20 protein-coding genes are annotated in these 18,527 nt (G+C 37.9%); 1 reads left to right on the forward strand and 19 read right to left on the reverse strand.

Features of this window, described 5'->3' with window-relative positions; genetic code table 11:
- Positions 1 to 91: 91 nt before the first annotated feature.
- From J7E81_RS31280 to J7E81_RS06020, 4 genes are all read right to left on the reverse strand, one after another.
- Complete coding sequence (locus J7E81_RS31280; RefSeq protein WP_215041257.1) at positions 92 to 250, reverse strand: SCP2 sterol-binding domain-containing protein; 159 nt, start codon at positions 248 to 250, stop codon at positions 92 to 94.
- The gene (locus J7E81_RS06010) at positions 211 to 456 is read right to left on the reverse strand and encodes a hypothetical protein (protein ID WP_215041258.1); all 246 of its coding nucleotides are present in this window, start codon (positions 454 to 456) and stop codon (positions 211 to 213) included. Before J7E81_RS06010 ends, J7E81_RS31280 begins: the two co-directional genes overlap by 40 nt.
- A gap of 137 nt (positions 457 to 593) precedes the next feature.
- Positions 594 to 1,610 (reverse strand): 4Fe-4S binding protein, encoded by a 1,017-nt coding sequence (locus J7E81_RS06015; protein ID WP_215041259.1) that lies wholly within the window; start codon positions 1,608 to 1,610, stop codon positions 594 to 596.
- Between the two features lie 130 nt (positions 1,611 to 1,740).
- Positions 1,741 to 2,721, reverse strand: a complete 981-nt coding sequence (locus J7E81_RS06020; RefSeq protein WP_215041541.1) for a Gfo/Idh/MocA family protein — start codon at positions 2,719 to 2,721, stop codon at positions 1,741 to 1,743.
- Positions 2,722 to 2,950: 229 nt separating this feature from the next.
- Between J7E81_RS06020 and J7E81_RS06025 the strand changes: the two genes are divergently transcribed.
- Positions 2,951 to 4,609, forward strand: coding sequence for a glutamine--tRNA ligase/YqeY domain fusion protein (locus tag J7E81_RS06025; protein WP_215041260.1), 1,659 nt, complete (start codon positions 2,951 to 2,953; stop codon positions 4,607 to 4,609).
- 94 nt (positions 4,610 to 4,703) lie between these two features.
- On the opposite strand, the gene J7E81_RS06030 is transcribed toward J7E81_RS06025, so the two are convergent.
- The 15 genes from J7E81_RS06030 to bcaP all read right to left on the reverse strand — a co-directional run bounded on the left by J7E81_RS06030 (position 4,704) and on the right by bcaP (position 18,521).
- Positions 4,704 to 5,732, reverse strand: coding sequence for a PAS domain-containing sensor histidine kinase (locus J7E81_RS06030; protein ID WP_215041261.1), 1,029 nt, complete (start codon positions 5,730 to 5,732; stop codon positions 4,704 to 4,706).
- Positions 5,733 to 5,734: 2 nt separating this feature from the next.
- Positions 5,735 to 6,202, reverse strand: coding sequence for a GAF domain-containing protein (locus J7E81_RS06035; RefSeq protein WP_215041262.1), 468 nt, complete (start codon positions 6,200 to 6,202; stop codon positions 5,735 to 5,737).
- 9 nt (positions 6,203 to 6,211) lie between these two features.
- Positions 6,212 to 6,865, reverse strand: a complete 654-nt coding sequence (locus tag J7E81_RS06040) for a response regulator (protein ID WP_285291994.1) — start codon at positions 6,863 to 6,865, stop codon at positions 6,212 to 6,214.
- A 20-nt stretch (positions 6,866 to 6,885) separates the two neighbouring features.
- Positions 6,886 to 7,545, reverse strand: coding sequence for a sensor histidine kinase (locus J7E81_RS06045; RefSeq protein WP_215041263.1), 660 nt, complete (start codon positions 7,543 to 7,545; stop codon positions 6,886 to 6,888).
- 63 nt (positions 7,546 to 7,608) lie between these two features.
- On the reverse strand, positions 7,609 to 7,881 hold the full coding sequence (locus J7E81_RS06050) for a hypothetical protein (protein WP_215041264.1): 273 nt from the start codon (positions 7,879 to 7,881) through the stop codon (positions 7,609 to 7,611).
- Positions 7,868 to 8,179 (reverse strand): hypothetical protein, encoded by a 312-nt coding sequence (locus J7E81_RS06055; protein WP_215041265.1) that lies wholly within the window; start codon positions 8,177 to 8,179, stop codon positions 7,868 to 7,870. Before J7E81_RS06055 ends, J7E81_RS06050 begins: the two co-directional genes overlap by 14 nt.
- Positions 8,172 to 8,363 (reverse strand): hypothetical protein, encoded by a 192-nt coding sequence (locus tag J7E81_RS06060; RefSeq protein WP_215041266.1) that lies wholly within the window; start codon positions 8,361 to 8,363, stop codon positions 8,172 to 8,174. Before J7E81_RS06060 ends, J7E81_RS06055 begins: the two co-directional genes overlap by 8 nt.
- Positions 8,353 to 8,877, reverse strand: coding sequence for a Rieske (2Fe-2S) protein (locus J7E81_RS06065; RefSeq protein ID WP_215041267.1), 525 nt, complete (start codon positions 8,875 to 8,877; stop codon positions 8,353 to 8,355). Before J7E81_RS06065 ends, J7E81_RS06060 begins: the two co-directional genes overlap by 11 nt.
- A 12-nt stretch (positions 8,878 to 8,889) precedes the next feature.
- Positions 8,890 to 9,450, reverse strand: a complete 561-nt coding sequence (locus tag J7E81_RS06070; RefSeq protein WP_215041268.1) for a 4Fe-4S dicluster domain-containing protein — start codon at positions 9,448 to 9,450, stop codon at positions 8,890 to 8,892.
- Entirely contained in the window at positions 9,451 to 11,643 is a 2,193-nt protein-coding gene (locus tag J7E81_RS06075; protein WP_215041269.1) for a molybdopterin oxidoreductase family protein, read from the reverse strand.
- Complete coding sequence (locus J7E81_RS06080; protein ID WP_215041270.1) at positions 11,630 to 12,715, reverse strand: hypothetical protein; 1,086 nt, start codon at positions 12,713 to 12,715, stop codon at positions 11,630 to 11,632. The genes J7E81_RS06075 and J7E81_RS06080 overlap by 14 nt, the downstream gene beginning before the upstream one ends.
- Positions 12,716 to 12,945: 230 nt before the next feature.
- A complete protein-coding gene (locus J7E81_RS06085; protein WP_215041271.1) occupies positions 12,946 to 14,133 on the reverse strand; it encodes a hypothetical protein in 1,188 nt (395 codons plus the stop codon).
- A 152-nt stretch (positions 14,134 to 14,285) separates the two neighbouring features.
- A complete protein-coding gene (locus J7E81_RS06090) occupies positions 14,286 to 15,491 on the reverse strand; it encodes an HD-GYP domain-containing protein (RefSeq protein ID WP_215041272.1) in 1,206 nt (401 codons plus the stop codon).
- A 197-nt stretch (positions 15,492 to 15,688) separates the two neighbouring features.
- A complete protein-coding gene (locus J7E81_RS06095) occupies positions 15,689 to 16,933 on the reverse strand; it encodes an ATP-binding protein (RefSeq protein ID WP_215041273.1) in 1,245 nt (414 codons plus the stop codon).
- Between the two features lie 172 nt (positions 16,934 to 17,105).
- Positions 17,106 to 18,521, reverse strand: coding sequence for a branched-chain amino acid transporter BcaP (gene bcaP, locus J7E81_RS06100; RefSeq protein WP_215041274.1), 1,416 nt, complete (start codon positions 18,519 to 18,521; stop codon positions 17,106 to 17,108).
- Positions 18,522 to 18,527: the final 6 nt, after the last annotated feature.

Genomic DNA, 18,527 nt, shown 5'->3' on the forward strand with positions numbered 1-18,527 from the left:
GTACGCATTCTTATCAAGCAATCACATCTTTTCCTTTTTTTTCGCAAAAAAGAGACAAATTCGGCAAATGCCGATTTATCTCTTTCGATGATTAAAAAGGTTCTTTAATATGGTATCTTCGAAGAATCGTTTCTATTTTCATGCCCTTTGCTATATCACCCTTGGCTTTTACCTTTCCCGTTAATAGAGCAACGGCTCCACTTTGTTTACCTAATAAAAATTTCTTAAAATTATCGTATGATAAGGCCATGGAGACATCCGGTGTGTTTCAACCCCTTCTTTAATGGTCAATGTCCCATCTTTAAAAAAATGCTGGTAAGTTCCTGTCTCTTCACCGTGAACATCATATTGAACTACTCCGTTAAAATCTTTAATTGGTTCAGGATTTGCATTAAAAATTTCTTCAATCCGCTCCATTAATTCAGGTAACGAATACTCTCTAATCGCTTTAGCCATCCAGATTCCCCCATAGTATCAAAATCAGGCTTTTCTATAACTCCATGATACTAATACATATTGGTATTTTACAGTGAAAGTTTTCTGAACTTTCCACCAAAAAAATAAGGTTAATTACCTAAATGTATATAACCTTTTTAGTGTCCAATATACCGGGCTTCCGGGATTAATTGCTTCCATTCACTGTAAGTAATAATGGTATTCCAGTGGCCGGTCATTTTCGCTGCACCGATTACGATGAAGAATAAAACAAAGAAAGTAACCGGAACAAACCATTTATTTACCTTTTTCTTTGCAACTGTCATGTTTAACGTATCTTTAATCGGACATGCCTCCACACATGACATGCAGGCAGAGCAATTTAGCGAAGTAACCTTTTCCACCTCATGAACCTTTAATCGCTGCGGGCATACCTTTGTACACATCTCACAGTTGGTACAGGTATCAACATTCCGTTCAATTCTTGTCAATCTAAGAATGGAACCTAGGCCAATGAATGCACCATAAGGGCATAAAAAGCGGCACCAGAAGTTCCGAAAGAATAAAGATAAAATAAAAATAACAATAATAAACTTCAAGGTAAATCCACTAATGTTTAAGAATAAGAGCAGCATTTTCACATCTGAAACTTTATTATAGTTATCAACAAGAAAACTTTTGGCACTAAAAATATCCATTTGAAGGACCATACCGATAAAAAATAACAACAGCACATACTTAATCGGGGTTAACAGCCAGACAAGCCATTTTGGCATATCAAAGTTTCGTTTAAATATCTTTCTGCCGAACCAGGCAATTAGTTCATTGGCTGTACCCACTGGACAAATCCAGCTGCAAAAGGATTTTCGAAGAAGAATTCCTGCTCCGACAAAAAATGAAAGCAAAACTAGTCCAGCCGGATGAATCACATCAAAATCCCCGCTTGTCAGCCAAACCTTTAGGGCAACAAGGGCACTTATTGGCAAAAATCCCTCGACAGCAGCTGGACGCTCCACGAAAGGTGTTTTCCCATTTGTTACAAAATGATCATAAAATTGATAAAATTGCAGTCCTATATAGAGTGAAAACAACAAGAACACAGCCTGAATGGCATATCTGGTGATTTGCACGGGCTTACGTTTCAATTGCTTCCTATACCAAGCTTTTGACTTCATAAAGGTTCCTCCATTCATTATTAACCTAACTATAATGAACGCTTTTTTGGAGGTAAGTGATATAAATCATCTGATTCCTTTATGTCGAAAAAATGTCACATTGCCATTCTTAAATTTGTCAAAAAATAAATTAGTCTGCCTTAAACACAATATGATTATGCTTTCTTGCCTCATCGGTAATCCGCAGGACGATTTTACTCCATTCCCTTAATTGCTCATATTCTTCATGATGATTTGTTTCCATTATATTGGCGATATTCATACATTCATAAACCATGTTTTGTTCTTCCTGGTCCACACTCAGGATTTCGCTTTCCTTTGTACGTGTATCATGGAACTTAATTTCTGAAATCGGGGCGGCATCTTCAAGCACAAACGTTCCCTTCTCACCATGGATTTCACATGGAATAATGGAATCGACAATTTTAGAACAAAGAATGGTACAGACGAATCCCTCATAATCCAATACTAATGTTCCACTGCCATCGACACCGCTTCGCAATACAACAGGATGATACGAAACCTTTTTAGGTTCGCCGAACAGGCAGACTGCTAAATACAAAGGATACACCCCTAAATCAACCAATGCCCCGCCGGAATAGACGCTTGAGAAAATATTAGGTTCCTGCCCCTCAAGAAATTGATCGTATCGGGAGGAGTATTTCATATATGGAAGAATCGCACTTCTAAGTTCGCCCGCCCTATGCAGTCTCTCCTTGAGGATTTTAAAATTGGGAGTATGTATATTTCGGATTGCCTCAAATAAATAGACACCATGCTCTTCCGCTGTTTGGTAGGCCTTTTCTAATTCAGCCGTATTAGAGAAGATTGGTTTTTCGCAGATTACATGCTTTTTATTTTTCAAAAAAATAAGTGCCTGCTCGAAATGAAGTGAATTTGGCGATGCAATATACACGGCCTCGATCTCTTCATTTTTTGCCATTTCTTCTAAATCAGTAAAATAGTGAGAAGCATTATATTGATTTGCAAACTGTTTCGCTTTTTCCTCGTTTCGTGAATACACTCCAGTTAATTCATATTTTTCACTAAGTCTTGCTGCTTCAATAAAAGCTTCCGTAATCCATCCAGTCCCTACTGTAGCAAACTTAATCATTTTATTCCCTCTTCCTATCGATTACTTTTAGCTTCCATTTTATCCTTTTTAAGCTCTGCTTACCAATATAAACAAGTAATTTTCCATATTCTATCTGTTTCGAGCATCAATTGTTGGGAACAATGGAAAAATATCAGATTTTATGTTATATGTAATAGATATGAAGAAAAGTGCAGGGCCTAGACTCGAAGGACATAGCAGACACTGATGAAAAGAGGTTGAAAAGGTGGAAAATCAAACATCCAATTTCATAAAAGATACGATGATAAAAGATTTGGAATCAGGTAAACACCAAAAAATCGTGACACGATTCCCACCAGAGCCAAACGGCTATTTACATATCGGACACGCTAAATCCATCATTATTAACTTCGGTTTAGCTGATGAATTTAATGGACTAACAAACTTACGTTTTGATGATACCAATCCGTTAAAGGAAGATATCGAGTTTGTAAACTCCATTAAAGAAGATGTGAAATGGCTTGGATTTGAATGGGATAACTTATTCTTTGCTTCCGATTATTTTGAGGAAATGTACAACCGGGCTGTACTATTAATTGAAAAAGGCCTTGCGTATGTGGATGACTTGTCCGCAGAAGAAATCCGTGAATATCGCGGTACATTAACAGAGCCAGGAAAGAATAGTCCTTATCGTGACCGTTCGATTGAAGAAAACCTAGAGCTATTTAAAAAGATGCGTGCTGGTGAGTTCGATAATGGTCAAAAGGTACTCCGGGCAAAAATTGATATGAGTTCACCGAATATCAATTTACGTGACCCTGTTATTTACCGCATTTCTCATGTGACACACCATAATACTGGCGATAAATGGTGCATATACCCTATGTATGCTTTTGCTCATCCGCTTGAAGATGCGATTGAAGGGGTAACCCATTCTATTTGCACGATTGAATTCGAAGATCAGCGCCCTTTATACAATTGGGTGGTCGAACAATGTGAAATGGAAAACACACCACAGCAAATTGAATTTGGCCGTTTGAATGTGACCAATACCGTGATGAGTAAGCGGAAGCTTAAGCAGTTAGTAGAAGAAGGCTTTGTCGATGGCTGGGATGACCCGCGTATGCCGACTATTTCCGGAATGAGAAGAAAAGGCTTTACGCCAGAGTCCATTCGTGCCTTCGTAAAGGAAACTGGTGTGCACAAAGGTTCTGGAGCGGTAGATTCACAAATGCTTGAACACTATGTCCGGGAAGATCTAAAATTAAAGGTTCCAAGGACAATGGGGATTATTAACCCATTAAAAGTGGTGATTACTAATTACCCAGAAGGCCAAATAGAATTACTTGATGCGGAGATCAATCCAGAAAATCCGGACATGGGGATGCGGAAAATCCCGTTCTCTCGTGAAATATATATTGAAAAAGATGATTTCATGGAGAATCCTCCAAAGAAATATTTCCGCCTTTTCCCTGGTAATGAAGTTCGTTTAAAACATGCCTATTTCATTAAATGCGAAGAAGTGATTAAGGATGCAAATGGTGAGGTTATCGAGCTTCGTTGTACTTATGACCCGGAGACTAAAAGTGGAACTGGCTTTACAGGCAGAAAGGTGAAAGGAACGATTCACTGGGTAGAAGCTACGCATGCTGTTCCAGCTGAATTCCGTCTATATGAGCCGCTTATTTTGGATACTAAAGAGGAAAAGGAAGAGGATGTTAAAACGTCGTTCCTTGATCATGTAAATCCAAATTCATTAGAAGTATTGCAAGGCTTTGTCGAGCCAAACATGCGAGAAAGCAGACCGCAGGATAAATTCCAATTCTTCCGCCATGGCTATTTCAACGTCGACCCTAAGGATACGACCGTTGATAAGCTTGTTTTTAACAGAATCGTCTCTCTAAAAAGTTCATTTAAGCTATAACAGCGGAAATACCCGTTTAGCAAACATTAGAAATTAGCTGCATCATCACAAAGTGAAACTTATAAACTCCTTATTATACGACAAAGAACCAGGCTTATTGAAAGCCTGGTTCTTTGTCGTTTGCTATTGGTATATCTAAAATCACTTTCGTTCCTTTCCCTAGTGAAGCGACAATCGATAACTCACCACCGACAGAGCGTGCCCGTTCATCCATACTGAACAAACCGACTCCAAGGGTCTGTTTATCTACATCAAACCCTTTCCCCTTATCCTCTACCATAACCCGGACAATATCATCCATTTCCCTTATCGTAACTGATGCTTCTGTAACTTCCGCATATTTCCGGATATTGGTTAAGGCCTCTTGAATAATCCTGTAAATGGTCAGTTCAATACTAATCGAAAGACGTTGGTTTAACACACAATCAAAGTAGACATCGATATTATAATGGTCGGAATAACGAGATAAAAAAGACCGGATCGCCGGGACTAACCCAAGGTCATCTAAAACGGAAGGACGCAATTCCCACGAGATTTCTCGAATTTCTTCAATTAATTGCGCTGCTTCTTCCTGCATTTGCTGCAACAGTGGATGATCGACTTCTGACATTAAGCGATTAATGGTAATTAAATGACTATACAGATTTTGTCCAATTCCATCATGTAAATTACGTGACAGACGCTTCCGTTCTTCTTCCTGAACATCAATAATGGAGCTCATCATTTTTTGAAGTTCTTGTTCCACACGCTTTCTTTCGGTAATCTCATACCGAATGGCAACATACTGATAGGGCCTTCCTTGTTGGTTTAAAAACGGAACAATTGTAGTATCTACCCAATAATGAGTCCCATCTTTAGCTTTGTTTAAAATTTCACCCTTCCAAACCTTGCCCGCTCCGATTGTTCTCCACATCTCTTTAAAAAATTCTTTGGAATGATAGCCTGAATTGACAATCCGATGATCATATCCGATGAGCTCATCCCGAGTGTATTTGGAGATATGACAAAACTGATCATTCACATATGTAATCGTCCCTCGCGAATCGGTAATGGCGACTATTGAAGATTCATCAAGGGCAAATTTATAATCCATCAGTTCGTTTATTGTCTGCTTCATATCCATTTCTAGCTATCCCCCTGATTAAATCCAATATAATCCCTTAAAATCTCTTCTAAAGCCTGACCTGAATCATTTACCCATTCTTGGTCCGTATCGCTAAACGAACGACATTCGCGATTACCAACCAGCAGGACTCCTTTTGGTATTCCATTAAAAAATAACGGAACGGCATAGCATGTGTTCAGCTTTTCAGCAAGAGCAATTGGATAGTCGGTGACCTTCCCTGTTACTTGATGAGGAAAATTCTCCATCATCATCGGGGTCCCAGTCGATATGATTTTTCCAGCTATGCCTTTACCAAAGCGTACAGTAATCCGTTTATATTTATCATTTAAATTGCCAACAGCATAATGCCACTTTACGTCCGGACCGACTCTATTTTGGATGGCAAGGCCGACAAAATCACTGCCAACCTGTTTCTTTAATTGGTCGCATACGTCAATAACCGCTTGTATTTCTTGTATCTCTGTCATTCCGCCCCCTTATATCCCATAACCTAAGAGCCCTTTTTTCACGGCATACTCTACCAGCTCTGGCCGGGTTTTCATTTGCAGCTTCTCCATCACTTTTCCTTTATGGGTTTCAACCGTTTTAACACTAATGACGAGCTGCTCTGCAATTTCCTTGTTGGAATACCCTTTTGCGATAAGAGTGAGCACTTCTTGTTCACGATCAGACAAAAGATGGTACAAATCATTACTATCTTGTTTTGCCCCAGCTAAGTATTCTTCCATTAATCGTTTCTGTGCGGCAGGATGGAGATAGGCATCCCCTCTGGCCACTGATTCTATCGCAGACATTAACTCAGCATGAGGCGCACTTTTTAAAATACAGCCAGATGCCCCGCCTTCGATGGCACGGAAGAGGTACTCCTCGTCGTCATGCATGGTTAAAATTAGAATATTGATCTCAGGCATAAGCTTTTTTAGTTCTGTTGTGGCTGATAATCCGTCTTTTCCATGCGGCATGCTTAAATCCATAACAACAACATCAGGTTTTAATTTTAAGGCCTTTTTAATTCCTTCCTTTCCTTCTGACGCTTCTCCAATTACTTCCATTTCAGGATTGGTATTCAACAACATCTTTAAACCGCTTCTGACTACTGCATGATCATCTACTAACAGAATTTTTATCAATGATAAATTCTCCTTTGCAACTATAAGGGTAATGACAATTTAATTGATGTCCCTTCCCCTATTTTAGAAGATATCTCACACTTGCCGCCAGTGAGATGCATTCTTTCTTTCATCATGGCAATTCCTAATGAATGTGATTCACGCGTACCGTCATGATCTTCAAGTTGAAATCCTTTACCAAAATCGTCAATGGTGATCTTTAATTCTGCTTCTGACCATTGGATTGTCATTTTCACTTTCGATGTATCGGCATATTTTGCAATATTGGTTAGTGCTTCTTGGCATACACGAAAAACCGCAATTTTGGGGCGTTCTGGCAGAATGGCTTCTTCACCAGATGATTCTAAGTCCACCAAAATGCCAAACGTAGATGTATATAATTTTAGATAGCTTTTCATCGCCGGGAGTAATCCAAAGGTGGTCAAGGTTGGAGGATGCAGTTCTACAGATAACAATCTGATCTCCTGGATTGTTTTTTCAATGAGCTCTGACATTTCATGTACATAGCTTTTCATATTCTGTTCAGATAATCCTGATTCCACAAACTGCAATCCTGTTAAAATACTATATAAATTTTGGCTAACACCTTCATGCAGCTCTAAGGCAATTCGTTTTATTTCCGCTTCCTGTGAATCAATTATATAAGAATTAATTTTTTGATTTATCTGTAGTCCATCCATTCATGTCCCCCCCTTTACCATTTGTTTGATAGTATTAAAAAAGGCAGGCTCTTATTATAAGACCTAAACCTTTTTCATTGTATAGGTTAACCCACTTTCCGCGTCATACGCAGACCATACTTCTTCTGACTTTTTGACATGGCTGGTGAGCGGAACCGCAAGAAAATAAAAATGATCAAAATAAAGACGAATATGTGTCTGATCAGGGCAATACCGAACTTTTTTTATGATTTTCCTTACTGTAGATGCTTGGTCGCTGTTTGGTTCATCCCCAATGGTGATGTCGACTTCAGCTCCAGTAAACTGTTCCACATCTGCCAATTTAATGTGTTCCACAGCTATTACATCCTCTCAATACCGGATAGATAAACATTTTGTACCCCTGCAAATACTCCCAAAACGTCTCGTCAGCATGTTCTTCGATAAATTGAATCGTCTCTTCTTCAGACTGCCAATTGCTCATACCCTTAATTTCTGCCACAACGATTTCAATACCTTCACTTGTTTTTTCTTCTAAAAACCAATTTAATCGTTTTTTCGCAAAGGTTTTTTTCAATAACTCATCAATCTCCGAGGCAAATCCACCTGTTTCTGGTCTAACGAAACAAAAATCAATATAAGTCTCACTAGTCATGGACATTCACACCTTTTTTATAAATAATCAAGGCAATCGGAAATAAAATGACGTTGATAACAGCTGCAATGATGGTGTTCGTATAATTTTGATAGAAATATTGATGGACCATATATTGTGAAAAAATTATGTTTAACATGAGTACAGCTAAAAGTAGGCCAACGGGTACGTAACTACGCTTCATAACGCTTCACCCCCACGGCATAAACAGAGCCGTTTTCTACTTTTACATAAACTTCAGGAAGCGGACGTCTCGGCGGCCCGGCAATTGGTTCTCCCGTTTTTACATCAAATTTTCCGTGGTGGCATGGGCATAACATCTCACCTTCGTCCTTTTTCCAAAACACGGGACAGCGGAGGTGTGTACAGGCATTTTGATAGGCTACATATTTATTTTCAAATAGTCTGATTAAAATGGCACTATCATGTTCACCAGGGAAAACAAAATCAACGGCATCTCCCACTGGGATTGCACTAACATCTGTAATTTTGTGCTTCGGGTATTTTTTATCACTTAGACCTGATAGCTCTTTCGCTGCTAAGGCCCCCCAAGGAAGAGAGGAAACCGCGAATACACCTGCTGCTCCGACCAATGTTTTCATGAAACCGCGGCGGTCCAGCTTTCGTTCATTATTTCGATTGATATTGTGTGTATAGTTATCTTCATTGAACGGGATTTTATTATTTTTCTCTGTCATATTTAATCCCTCCTAAAACAATTTAGTGACGCCCTGAAGGATTCCAGGAAGATTCACTTTTACATTTGTTTCGCCTTCTAAGTAAGGCATGCTTGTTACCCATTTGCCATTATCAAGGTTAAATTGCTTTTGCTTAGCTTCAATTTCTTCGTCAGTCAACCATTGTAATGTATTGGTCGGACAAACACTTGCACACATCGGTGGAATCCCGTCCTTAGAACGATCAATACATAAATCACACTTATACATAAGATTTTGCTCGGTATCAAACTTCGGTATACCATATGGGCAGGCAATCGTACAGTTTTGGCAGCCAATACACTTTTCCACAAGTGCGGAAAGTACCGCTCCTGTTTCGTGAATCTGAATAGCCTGAGCCGGACAGCTTCTCGCACACGCTGGATTGACACAGTGAAGGCACATCAGAGGCATCGTTTGACGGTTAACAAGCGGATTTACGTCATAAACATAGTTACGGTTCCGTTCCTCATGACCGCCACACTGTGTACATGCCGCTAAACAAGAGCGGCAGCCTATACAGTTTTCTAGTTCAATATAAAGCCTCTTTTTCATTTATTGCACCTTCTTTTTCATTTCTAATTTTACAATCTGGGCAGCACACGCTTTAAATTCCGGCATTCTTGAAATTGGATCAAGGGCACCAATGGTTAATAGATTAATAGATTGTTCATGTCCCCAATGATATGGAACAAAGACGGTATCTTTACGAATTGCTTCTGTAATTTTTACTTTATAAACCGCTTCTCCTCTTCTTGTAAAAAGCCGCACTCTTTCTTCATGGTTGATATTGTATTTTAATGCAGTTTCCGGATGTACCTCGACAAACGGCTCTGGGCACATATCCCGCAAGAATTGAATCCTTCTAGTTTGATTACCAGATAGATAGTGATAAACAACACGGCCAGATGTTAAACGAAGCGGGAACTCTTGGTCCGGCTCTTCTGCTGGCGGCCGGTAAGGTAATGCGAAAATTTTCGCCTTCCCATCTGGGAGATAGAATTTTTTATCTAAAAATAAATGCGGTGTTCCAGGATCACTTTCATCCCTACAAGGCCAAAACACTCCATCTTGTTTTTCAATCTTTTCCCATGTAACACCGTAGTAATCCGCTGTGCCGCCTTTAGAAGCGACACGAAGTTCATCAAAAATATCTCTGGAGGATTTTAAATGAGAAAAGTATTTTCCACGGCCCATCCGTTCGGCAATTTCAATTTGAATCTGCCAGTCTGGTTTTGATTCACCCAGCGGTTTTTGTGCTTGGTTAATCTTGATAATACGGCCTTCGACATTGGTTGTTGTTCCTTCATCTTCTGCCCAAGATGTGGTTGGAAGAACGACATCTGCAAATTCAGCAGACTCAGAAAGGTAAAAGTCTACACATACCATGAAATCTAAGTTTTTCATTTGTTCCCGTACATAATTTAAATTTGGCGCAGATACGGCAGGATTTGAACATAAAAGGTAAAGAGCACGAATCGTTTTTTGCTCCATTAAGCCAAACATTTCGTATGCGGATACGCCTTCTTTTGGCATCTCTTCCGGCTGGATTCCCCAAACCTTCGAGATATATTCAACATGTTCCGGATAAGCCAGTTTTCGATAGCCTGGAAGAGCATCTGCTTTTTGACCATGCTCACGGCCGCCTTGACCATTTCCTTGTCCAGTGATTGTAGCAACTCCAGACTTCGGACGACCGATTTTCCCCGTAACTAGGGCCATATTCGTATAAGCAGAAACATTGTCTACCCCTTTGGTTTGCTGCTCAATTCCTCTTGCAAACATCACAATGGCATTCGGCGCCTTTCCGTATAGTTCTGCAGCGCGAATAATTTTTTCAGGTGCAACACCCGTAAGTTGGCTAGTATATTCAGGGGTAAATTCTTTTACAAGTTCTTTTGTTTCTTCATATCCATTTGTATGATTTTTGACAAAATCCTCATCAGCATGGCCATTTTGGATTAGTAAGTTGAGGATTCCATTCGCAAGTGCTAAGTCTGTTCCAGGTCTTAAATCAAGATGAAGATCGGCTCTTCTTGCGATCGGAGTTTCCCTTGGATCCGCAATAATGACATATCCGCCCCGCTCTTGAACAGCCCAAATCCGGAACATGGATGTCGGGTGGCACTCCGCCGTATTGCTTCCGGCAAGGAAAATACAGTCGGTTTCATGGACGTCTGTCCAAGGAATAGTTGAACCTCTGTCAATTCCAAGTGAACGATTTAATCCCCCGGCTGCACTAGCCATACAGAACCTGCCATTATAATCAATATAACGGGTTTGAAGTCCAACGCGCGCAAACTTTCCCGTTAGGTAACATTTTTCGTTTGTCATTGAAACACCGCTGTAGACAGAGACGCTATCTTTTCCATACTGTGCTTGAAGCTCGGTGAATTTTTTAACTATCAAATCATATGCTTCTTCCCAGCTGGCTTCACGAAATCCTTGTTTTGTTCCTTTTAATGATTTATTATCACGAATTAATGGTTTTAGAATCCGGTCTGGATGGTTGACCTGTTGGTAAGCAGTCACTCCTTTAGGACACATCTTACCAAGTGTAACTGGCCAATCATAACGAGGTTCAACTCCGATTATTTTATTGGTCTTAGTGTTAACCCTTAGGTTCATCCCACATTGCATGGCACAATAGCTGCAATGGGTTTTGACTAAAGTCTCATTGGGATGATTTAGGTTATCTATGTCTTTAAAGAATTTATCTCTTTCGTTCTTAAAATTAGCCTTTTGCATTTTGATTTGCCTCCTTAACCTTCACTTGGTGCGTTACGAATCCTGAAAATCTTGCAATCCGATATTTTCGGCGGCATGGTAAACACAATTCAGCAAGATTAAACCCGTCTTCCATGTTAAATTCCATCTCATTTACACCTAATACATTTATGACATCCTTTGATTGTTCAACAGATACGAAATGGTCTCCGCACACTTTACATTTTTTCATTTCTTGTTCAGCGTAATGTTCACGGTAGTTTCTTGCGAATACACTCATTGGCCGGAATGGGATATGTGCAAGCTTTCCAAATGGTAAATAAATTAACGTTACTATTACTGAAAATTGATGGATTAGTGACATTTGCGGCTGCATCCAGCCGTGCAGGACTACGTTTTGAAAGGTTAGCAGTAAGCCAGTAACTGAAATAAATAATAGTAAGTAAAGCGGTAAAAAATCATACATGATTTTTTGTTCTGCTCGAGCTTGCATGTTTTTTAAACGACGATATAAAGCCATACATACACCAGCTGTTACCATGATGGCGGCAATATTAAGGGCATTATAGGACATCCAGGCAATGATTCCATCTGCTTTGACATGCATAAGGTTCATCCCGAAAAGTACAATCGTATAGTATCCATTGTCTTCCATTGTAAAATACATCCAGCTGAATACGAGCGGGAACGTAACCATACAGGCAAGGACACAACCCCAGCCGATTAGAATATGCTGCACCCAGCGGTACACGCCACGGTTCCGGATGAAGTCAAAAATGGCTAGATGACTTACTGCTGTTTTTGGGGTACTTTTTCTGAATAAAAGCTTTAAGCCTTTTTTAATAATAATTTTGGTTGGCGGTCTTTCACCCCATGCGATGAAGCGATAGAAGAAACCTCCTATGAAGACAAGTGTTCCGACCATATAGCCGTATAGGTTTAAGTCAATATGTGTAAACATTCTGGTTCCGATAAAGGTTAAAATGATAAGCCCGACGATGGTTAAAAACATGGATTTAGCAAAGTGTGATGCAAAAGCATCATTTACCGTGTGTCCCGCTTTTTTGGTCGTTGCAACAGTGGTTGATTGCATTTTCTTGATCCTCCTCAAAAAAAATAACACTTCCGTTTTTTCTTACCCTTATTGTAAGAAAAATAGAAGTGTTATCTATATCAGGGAAATCCCCTATTATGCGGGTGAAAAACCCCTAAAAAAGTTATTTTAGACAAATTCTTGTCACAAACGAATGGTGGAAGTTTTGAAGAAGGAGAGATTCCGACAAGAGTACACTGGCATTTTTTTGCCGTTGTCCGAATACAGGTTTATCTTTGAATGTATTTTTTCCGCCATGAGTATAGGAGAAGGACTATACCAATTATTATTTGTAAAGAGAAAGCAGTCGCATCCCAAAATGGGATAGAGGTTGGTCCTCCTAGAAATCCAGGGATAGTTTTTTTCACTGCAAACAATAATTGAGGGATATAAAAGATTATATATAAGCTGATCGTCAAAACTACACCAACAAAATAAAATAGAGAATACGTAAAAACCGTCTTTTTCTCATCATCAAAAACTACCTCTTCGATTGCATGTGTTTTTATAAATGGAAACCATTTTCCAATCATTTGTTGGGCATTTTCCATTAAATTATAACAACCAGAGAGATTTTCAAATACATAATACAGATCTGTTTTCATATATATACAGAATTGGTAAACAATCCGAAGAAATGTATCTAAAACAATTACAGACAATAAATTCAGAAATATCCCCAATCCATCTGAAAAAATCAGTTGACCAAGTAGGGCGAGGAACAGAATAACCATATCAAAACAAAGGCCCGCTATATATAGTACATTCCTATCTTTAGAAGGAAGCTTCCAAACAGTGGATAAATCTGTCTCAAGGACGACTAGAACCAGTCGGTGACCAACTTCTAGTTTAGTCGCAAGGTTTTGCGACCTCATCGCCAAAATATGACCGAATTCATGGATTAACACAGAACAAAACGCAATAACAATCCATGCAATAATGTTTAAAACCATATAATCTGAAATAAATAAGTCCTTGTAGTGAGGAAAAAGATTTGGGTGGGAGACAAATAGGAATACATCTATGAGAAACAATACCACATATAAAATTAATGCAAACTTATTAAAAAAGAATTTCCCTACCTTAGGTGAAATCCACAAGAATCCCAAATGTTCCTTTTTCTTTTGCACTTGTTTTGTATTAATTGACTCTCCATCGATTGTCGCAATTAACTGAAGATCTAAAAGCTGTTTAGCAAAGTCTATCAGGTCAACTTCTTCTTCTGGGTACTTTTCTTTCAAACACTGCTCGATATCACCTAATAAATGACCATTGTTTATTAAATCAATTGCATCAATACAAATTTTTGGCAATTCATAGAATTCACTGGAATTTATATCCTCAACAATAAAGTGTTTTTTTTCTTCCCTAATTTTGATTGGGACTAATGTAAGTTTCGAAAAAAGGGTTATATCCATTTAAACACCCTTCCTAAATAGGCTCTAATAAAGAAGGATGCAAGCAGTTTGCTAGCACCCCCATTATTACTAATCATCCAAACCAACAAACCCAACATAAACTTGTAGCCTTAATCTTTTTTAATTTACGGATTTTCAAGGTTTTCACCTCCTTAAATTAGTATATTACTAGATTTAGTAATATAATTTTCATCAATAATATTAACTGACCTATCATGAAGTTCCTTCCATTTTGGATAAACCTGTTTAAACAAGTCAACTAATTCTGGATCAAATTGGGTATTTTTCCCCTCTAATATCCGTTTGTAAGCTTCATCAACGGACAAGGCATTTCTATAAGATCTATTAGAGGTCATTGCGTCAAAGGCATCGGCTACTGCCGCAACCCGTGCAAGAAACGGGATGTCCTCCCCTTTTAATTGATCAGGGTAGCCTTTACCATCCCACCTTTCATGATGGGAGCGAATAACTTCAATACTACTATTTAACCCTACCACCTTTGAAACGGCATCTGCACCGACAGTTGTGTGTGATTTAATTATTTCGTATTCCTCATTAGTAAGTCTTGATGGTTTCATCAAGATTTGATCTGGAATATGAATTTTTCCAATATCATGAAGTAAACACGCAAATTCAAAATCTTTTAGTTGTTCTTCTTTATATTTTCCCGTTGCTTTTGCAAGTTCAAAAGCATAACTCGCCACACGTTCGCTATGACCCCTAGTATATGGATCCTTCAGTTCAAGTGTTGCGATTACTCCCTTTACAAGACCCGTTAATTGTTGATCATATGAAGTTTTTATTGCATCCACATATGATTGAAATCTTGATAATAGAATAAAGGAAAAAACGGAAAGCGTGATGGCTAAAATGACGCCAATGACTACGTTAGGTGGATTAATAAATAGTCCCACTATCAAATACTTGAAAATAATTCCAAAAGAAACGACTATAACAAAAGGTTTACTAACAAAAATTGCTGATAGTAACAGCCAAAAAATTTCTACTGCACTACCACCAGGATATTTAGTTGGATCTCCAGCGTAAGTCACTAAATCATTTATTAACGAAATAACAGTATATGTTAAAAAATAGATATATTTAATATAATGTGTTTTTTGTTTTTTATTTATATAAATTGCTACCGGCAGTAACACTACCATTAATAAATATAGCCAATATATATTGGGGCCATCCTCTAATTTGGTATTACTTCTAGAGATGAAGGAATAAATGATATCAAAAGCAATCGATATTATATAAAATAATACTAAAAACCATTTTAAAGTCCGAGTTTCTGCATCTCTAATATTGGAATCATAGTTTTTTTTGTTTTTGAACCTTTCATAAAGGATCATGAATTATTCCCCTTTTAGGTAAAAAGTATTACATCTGCTAAGACTAACACAGTGTATTGTTGACACTTTCCTACATTATAAAACATTTAGATTAATATAAGTACATTAAATCCGAGGGATTTATGTATAAAAATAGAAATATTTAAAACAAAATGTAGAAAATGCTCATTTTTAATGAATTGGGATTTTCTGTGATATCAATTGCTTCTTATATTTAAAATGGGTAATATCACTTCCACCTTAGTCCCCTCATTTAAAAGACTTTGTATTTTTATTTCTCCTAAATGGTCTTGTATTATTTGGTTAGTAACCATTAAGCCTAAGCCAGTTCCATCCTTTTTGGTAGTAAAGAAAGGTTCTCCAAGATTAAGAATATCCTCATCTGCAATACCAATTCCTTCATCCTGTATAGAAATTGATAATTTTTGTTGCTTTTCTATCACTTTTACATGAATTTGAACCCGCCCGCCTTCTGGCATTGATTCAATGGCATTTTTTATCAAATTAATAAAAACTTGTTTTAGTTGTTTTTCATCACAATCAAGTGGAGGTAAGGGTCCGGCCATGATTGTTTCAACTGTTACCCCCTGTCTCTCTGCCTGCTGCTGGGCAATTGATAAGGTATAGGCTATAATTTCCTCAATGCTCGCCTTTTCAAATTTAATTTTTTTAGGTTTACCAATATACATCAAATCATTAACAATTGAGTTTATACGATCAATTTCATCAATCATAATTGGATAATAGTTATTTGCAGACGGATAGTTTTCCTGCTGGAATTGAGTAAATCCCTTTAAAGCCGCTAATGGGTTTCGAATTTCATGACCAATAGCAGCTGCCATTTGTCCAATCACCGCTAGTTTCTCCTTTTTCTTTAGCTCCTCGTAAGCATAAGTTAAAGAATGGATGTAGGAATAAAACCTTGTCAAAACAATCAAAGCAATTGCAGAAATTAATAAGTAAAGTAATATTGGAAAAACAACATACATATCCTGAAGGATTAAAATAAATAATATATATTTCCCAATGATACCAATAGAAGTAGACCAAAAGTACTTCTTATTAACAAAAATAGGTGCAAAAATAATACAAAGGACCTCTACGATATTCCCTGTGGCAAAATGATGATTAGTTCCAATATATCTAACTAAGTTATCTATAAAATCAATGATTAAAAATGCAGCTAAGTATAGATATTTAATTACGTATACATTGCCTTTTTTCAATTGGTAAATTGCAACAACAAGTGGTATTAACATTAAAATGTATATTGATGGGCCTAAGCCATCTCTTGAACCCCCACCTCTTCCACCGATAAATGACCTAATATAGTAATAATATATATCCCAGATGTAGAAAAGCAGATTGAATAACCATAAAAAAAGTATCACCGCTTTCCTTTCCTCGGCAAATAATCTATGATTATTGGCACCAATTTTCATAATGCTTACTCCTTAATATATAAATAATCTAACTACTCTCTGCTCCTATTCTACCATCTTTTCTACATTAAAATGACAATATTTTTGTCCAATCGATTAATTTCGACATTTTTCGATTTTTCCTTCACAAAAAAAAAGAACTTACTAAAAGCAAGTTCTTTTTACCAGTTGTTTAGCTGACGTTCTTGATTCGGTCGGCTTTATAATTTAGCGTTGAATGCCTGCGTCCATAACCAAAGTAAACAAACAATCCGAGCACTAGCCAAATAGCGAAACTAATCCATGATATAGCTGGAAGCTGAAGAGCTAAATAGCCACAGAATAAGAAAGCGAGAATCGGGATATAGGGTACAAACGGTACACGGAAGCCCGTTTTAGGAGACTGTTTGTTTTTACGAAGGTATAAGATTCCAACTGATACAGTCATAAAGGCAAATAATGTACCGATATTCACCAATTCCGCAAGCTTTCCTAATGGAACTAATCCTGCAAAGATTGATACCAATATACAAGTGATCCAAGAGTTCGCCATTGGTGTTTGCTTCTTTTTATCTACCTTAGAAAATACCTTAGGAAGTAAGCCATCCCGGCTGATTGCATAGAATAAACGTGTTTGTCCATAAATCATAACTAATAATACTGTCGTGATACCGGCAATAGCTCCTAACGAAATGAAACCTGCCACCCAATCCTGGTGAATGTAGTTAAGAGCAAACGCTACAGGGTTTTTAACATCTAGCAGTTGATAAGGAACAATCCCAGTTAATATACCAGATACAAGGATATATAAAACCGTACATACTAACAGTGATGCAATAATACCAATCGGCATATTTTTTTGTGGATTTTTCACTTCTTCGGCGGCTGTAGCAACAGCGTCAAAACCAATGTAAGCAAAAAAGACTGTAGCTGCACCCGTTGTCACACCAGAGAATCCAAACGGCATAAACGGAGTCCAATTACCTGGTTTAACATACCATACTCCCACAACAATAAATAATACGACAACTGCCAGTTTGATAAGAACCATAATCGTATTTAATCGGGTAGATTTTTTTACGCCTTGTGTTAGTAGCATTGTGATAATGAATACAATTAAGATAGCTGGAACATCAATAAACGTTCCATTCGCAGGATTATAAGCACTAGTGATAGCTTTAGGAAAATGAATTCCAAACCCTGCTAACAATCCTTGGAAATATCCTGACCACCCGCTGGCTACTGCTGATGATGCAAGTCCATATTCAAGAATTAAATCCCAGCCTAAAATCCATGCGATGATCTCACCAAATGTAGCATAGCTGTAAGTATAAGCACTTCCGGAAACTGGAACCGTCGAAGCAAACTCCGCATAACATAAAGCTGCAAATACACAGGCTAACCCTGATATGATAAAGGAAAGGATTAAGGCAGGACCTGCATGTTCAGCAGCAGCTACTCCTGTTAGGACAAATATACCCGTTCCAATAATGGCACCAATTCCAAGCATTGATAAATCAAATGCTCCTAACTCTTTCTTTAAGGTTACATCCCTTCGACCAACTTCTTGAATAAGCTCTTGTATAGATTTCTTTCTAAATAAATTCATTCTATA

Source organism: Bacillus sp. ISL-18 (genome assembly GCF_018613415.1).
In the GTDB taxonomy this organism is placed as follows: domain Bacteria; phylum Bacillota; class Bacilli; order Bacillales; family Cytobacillaceae; genus Neobacillus.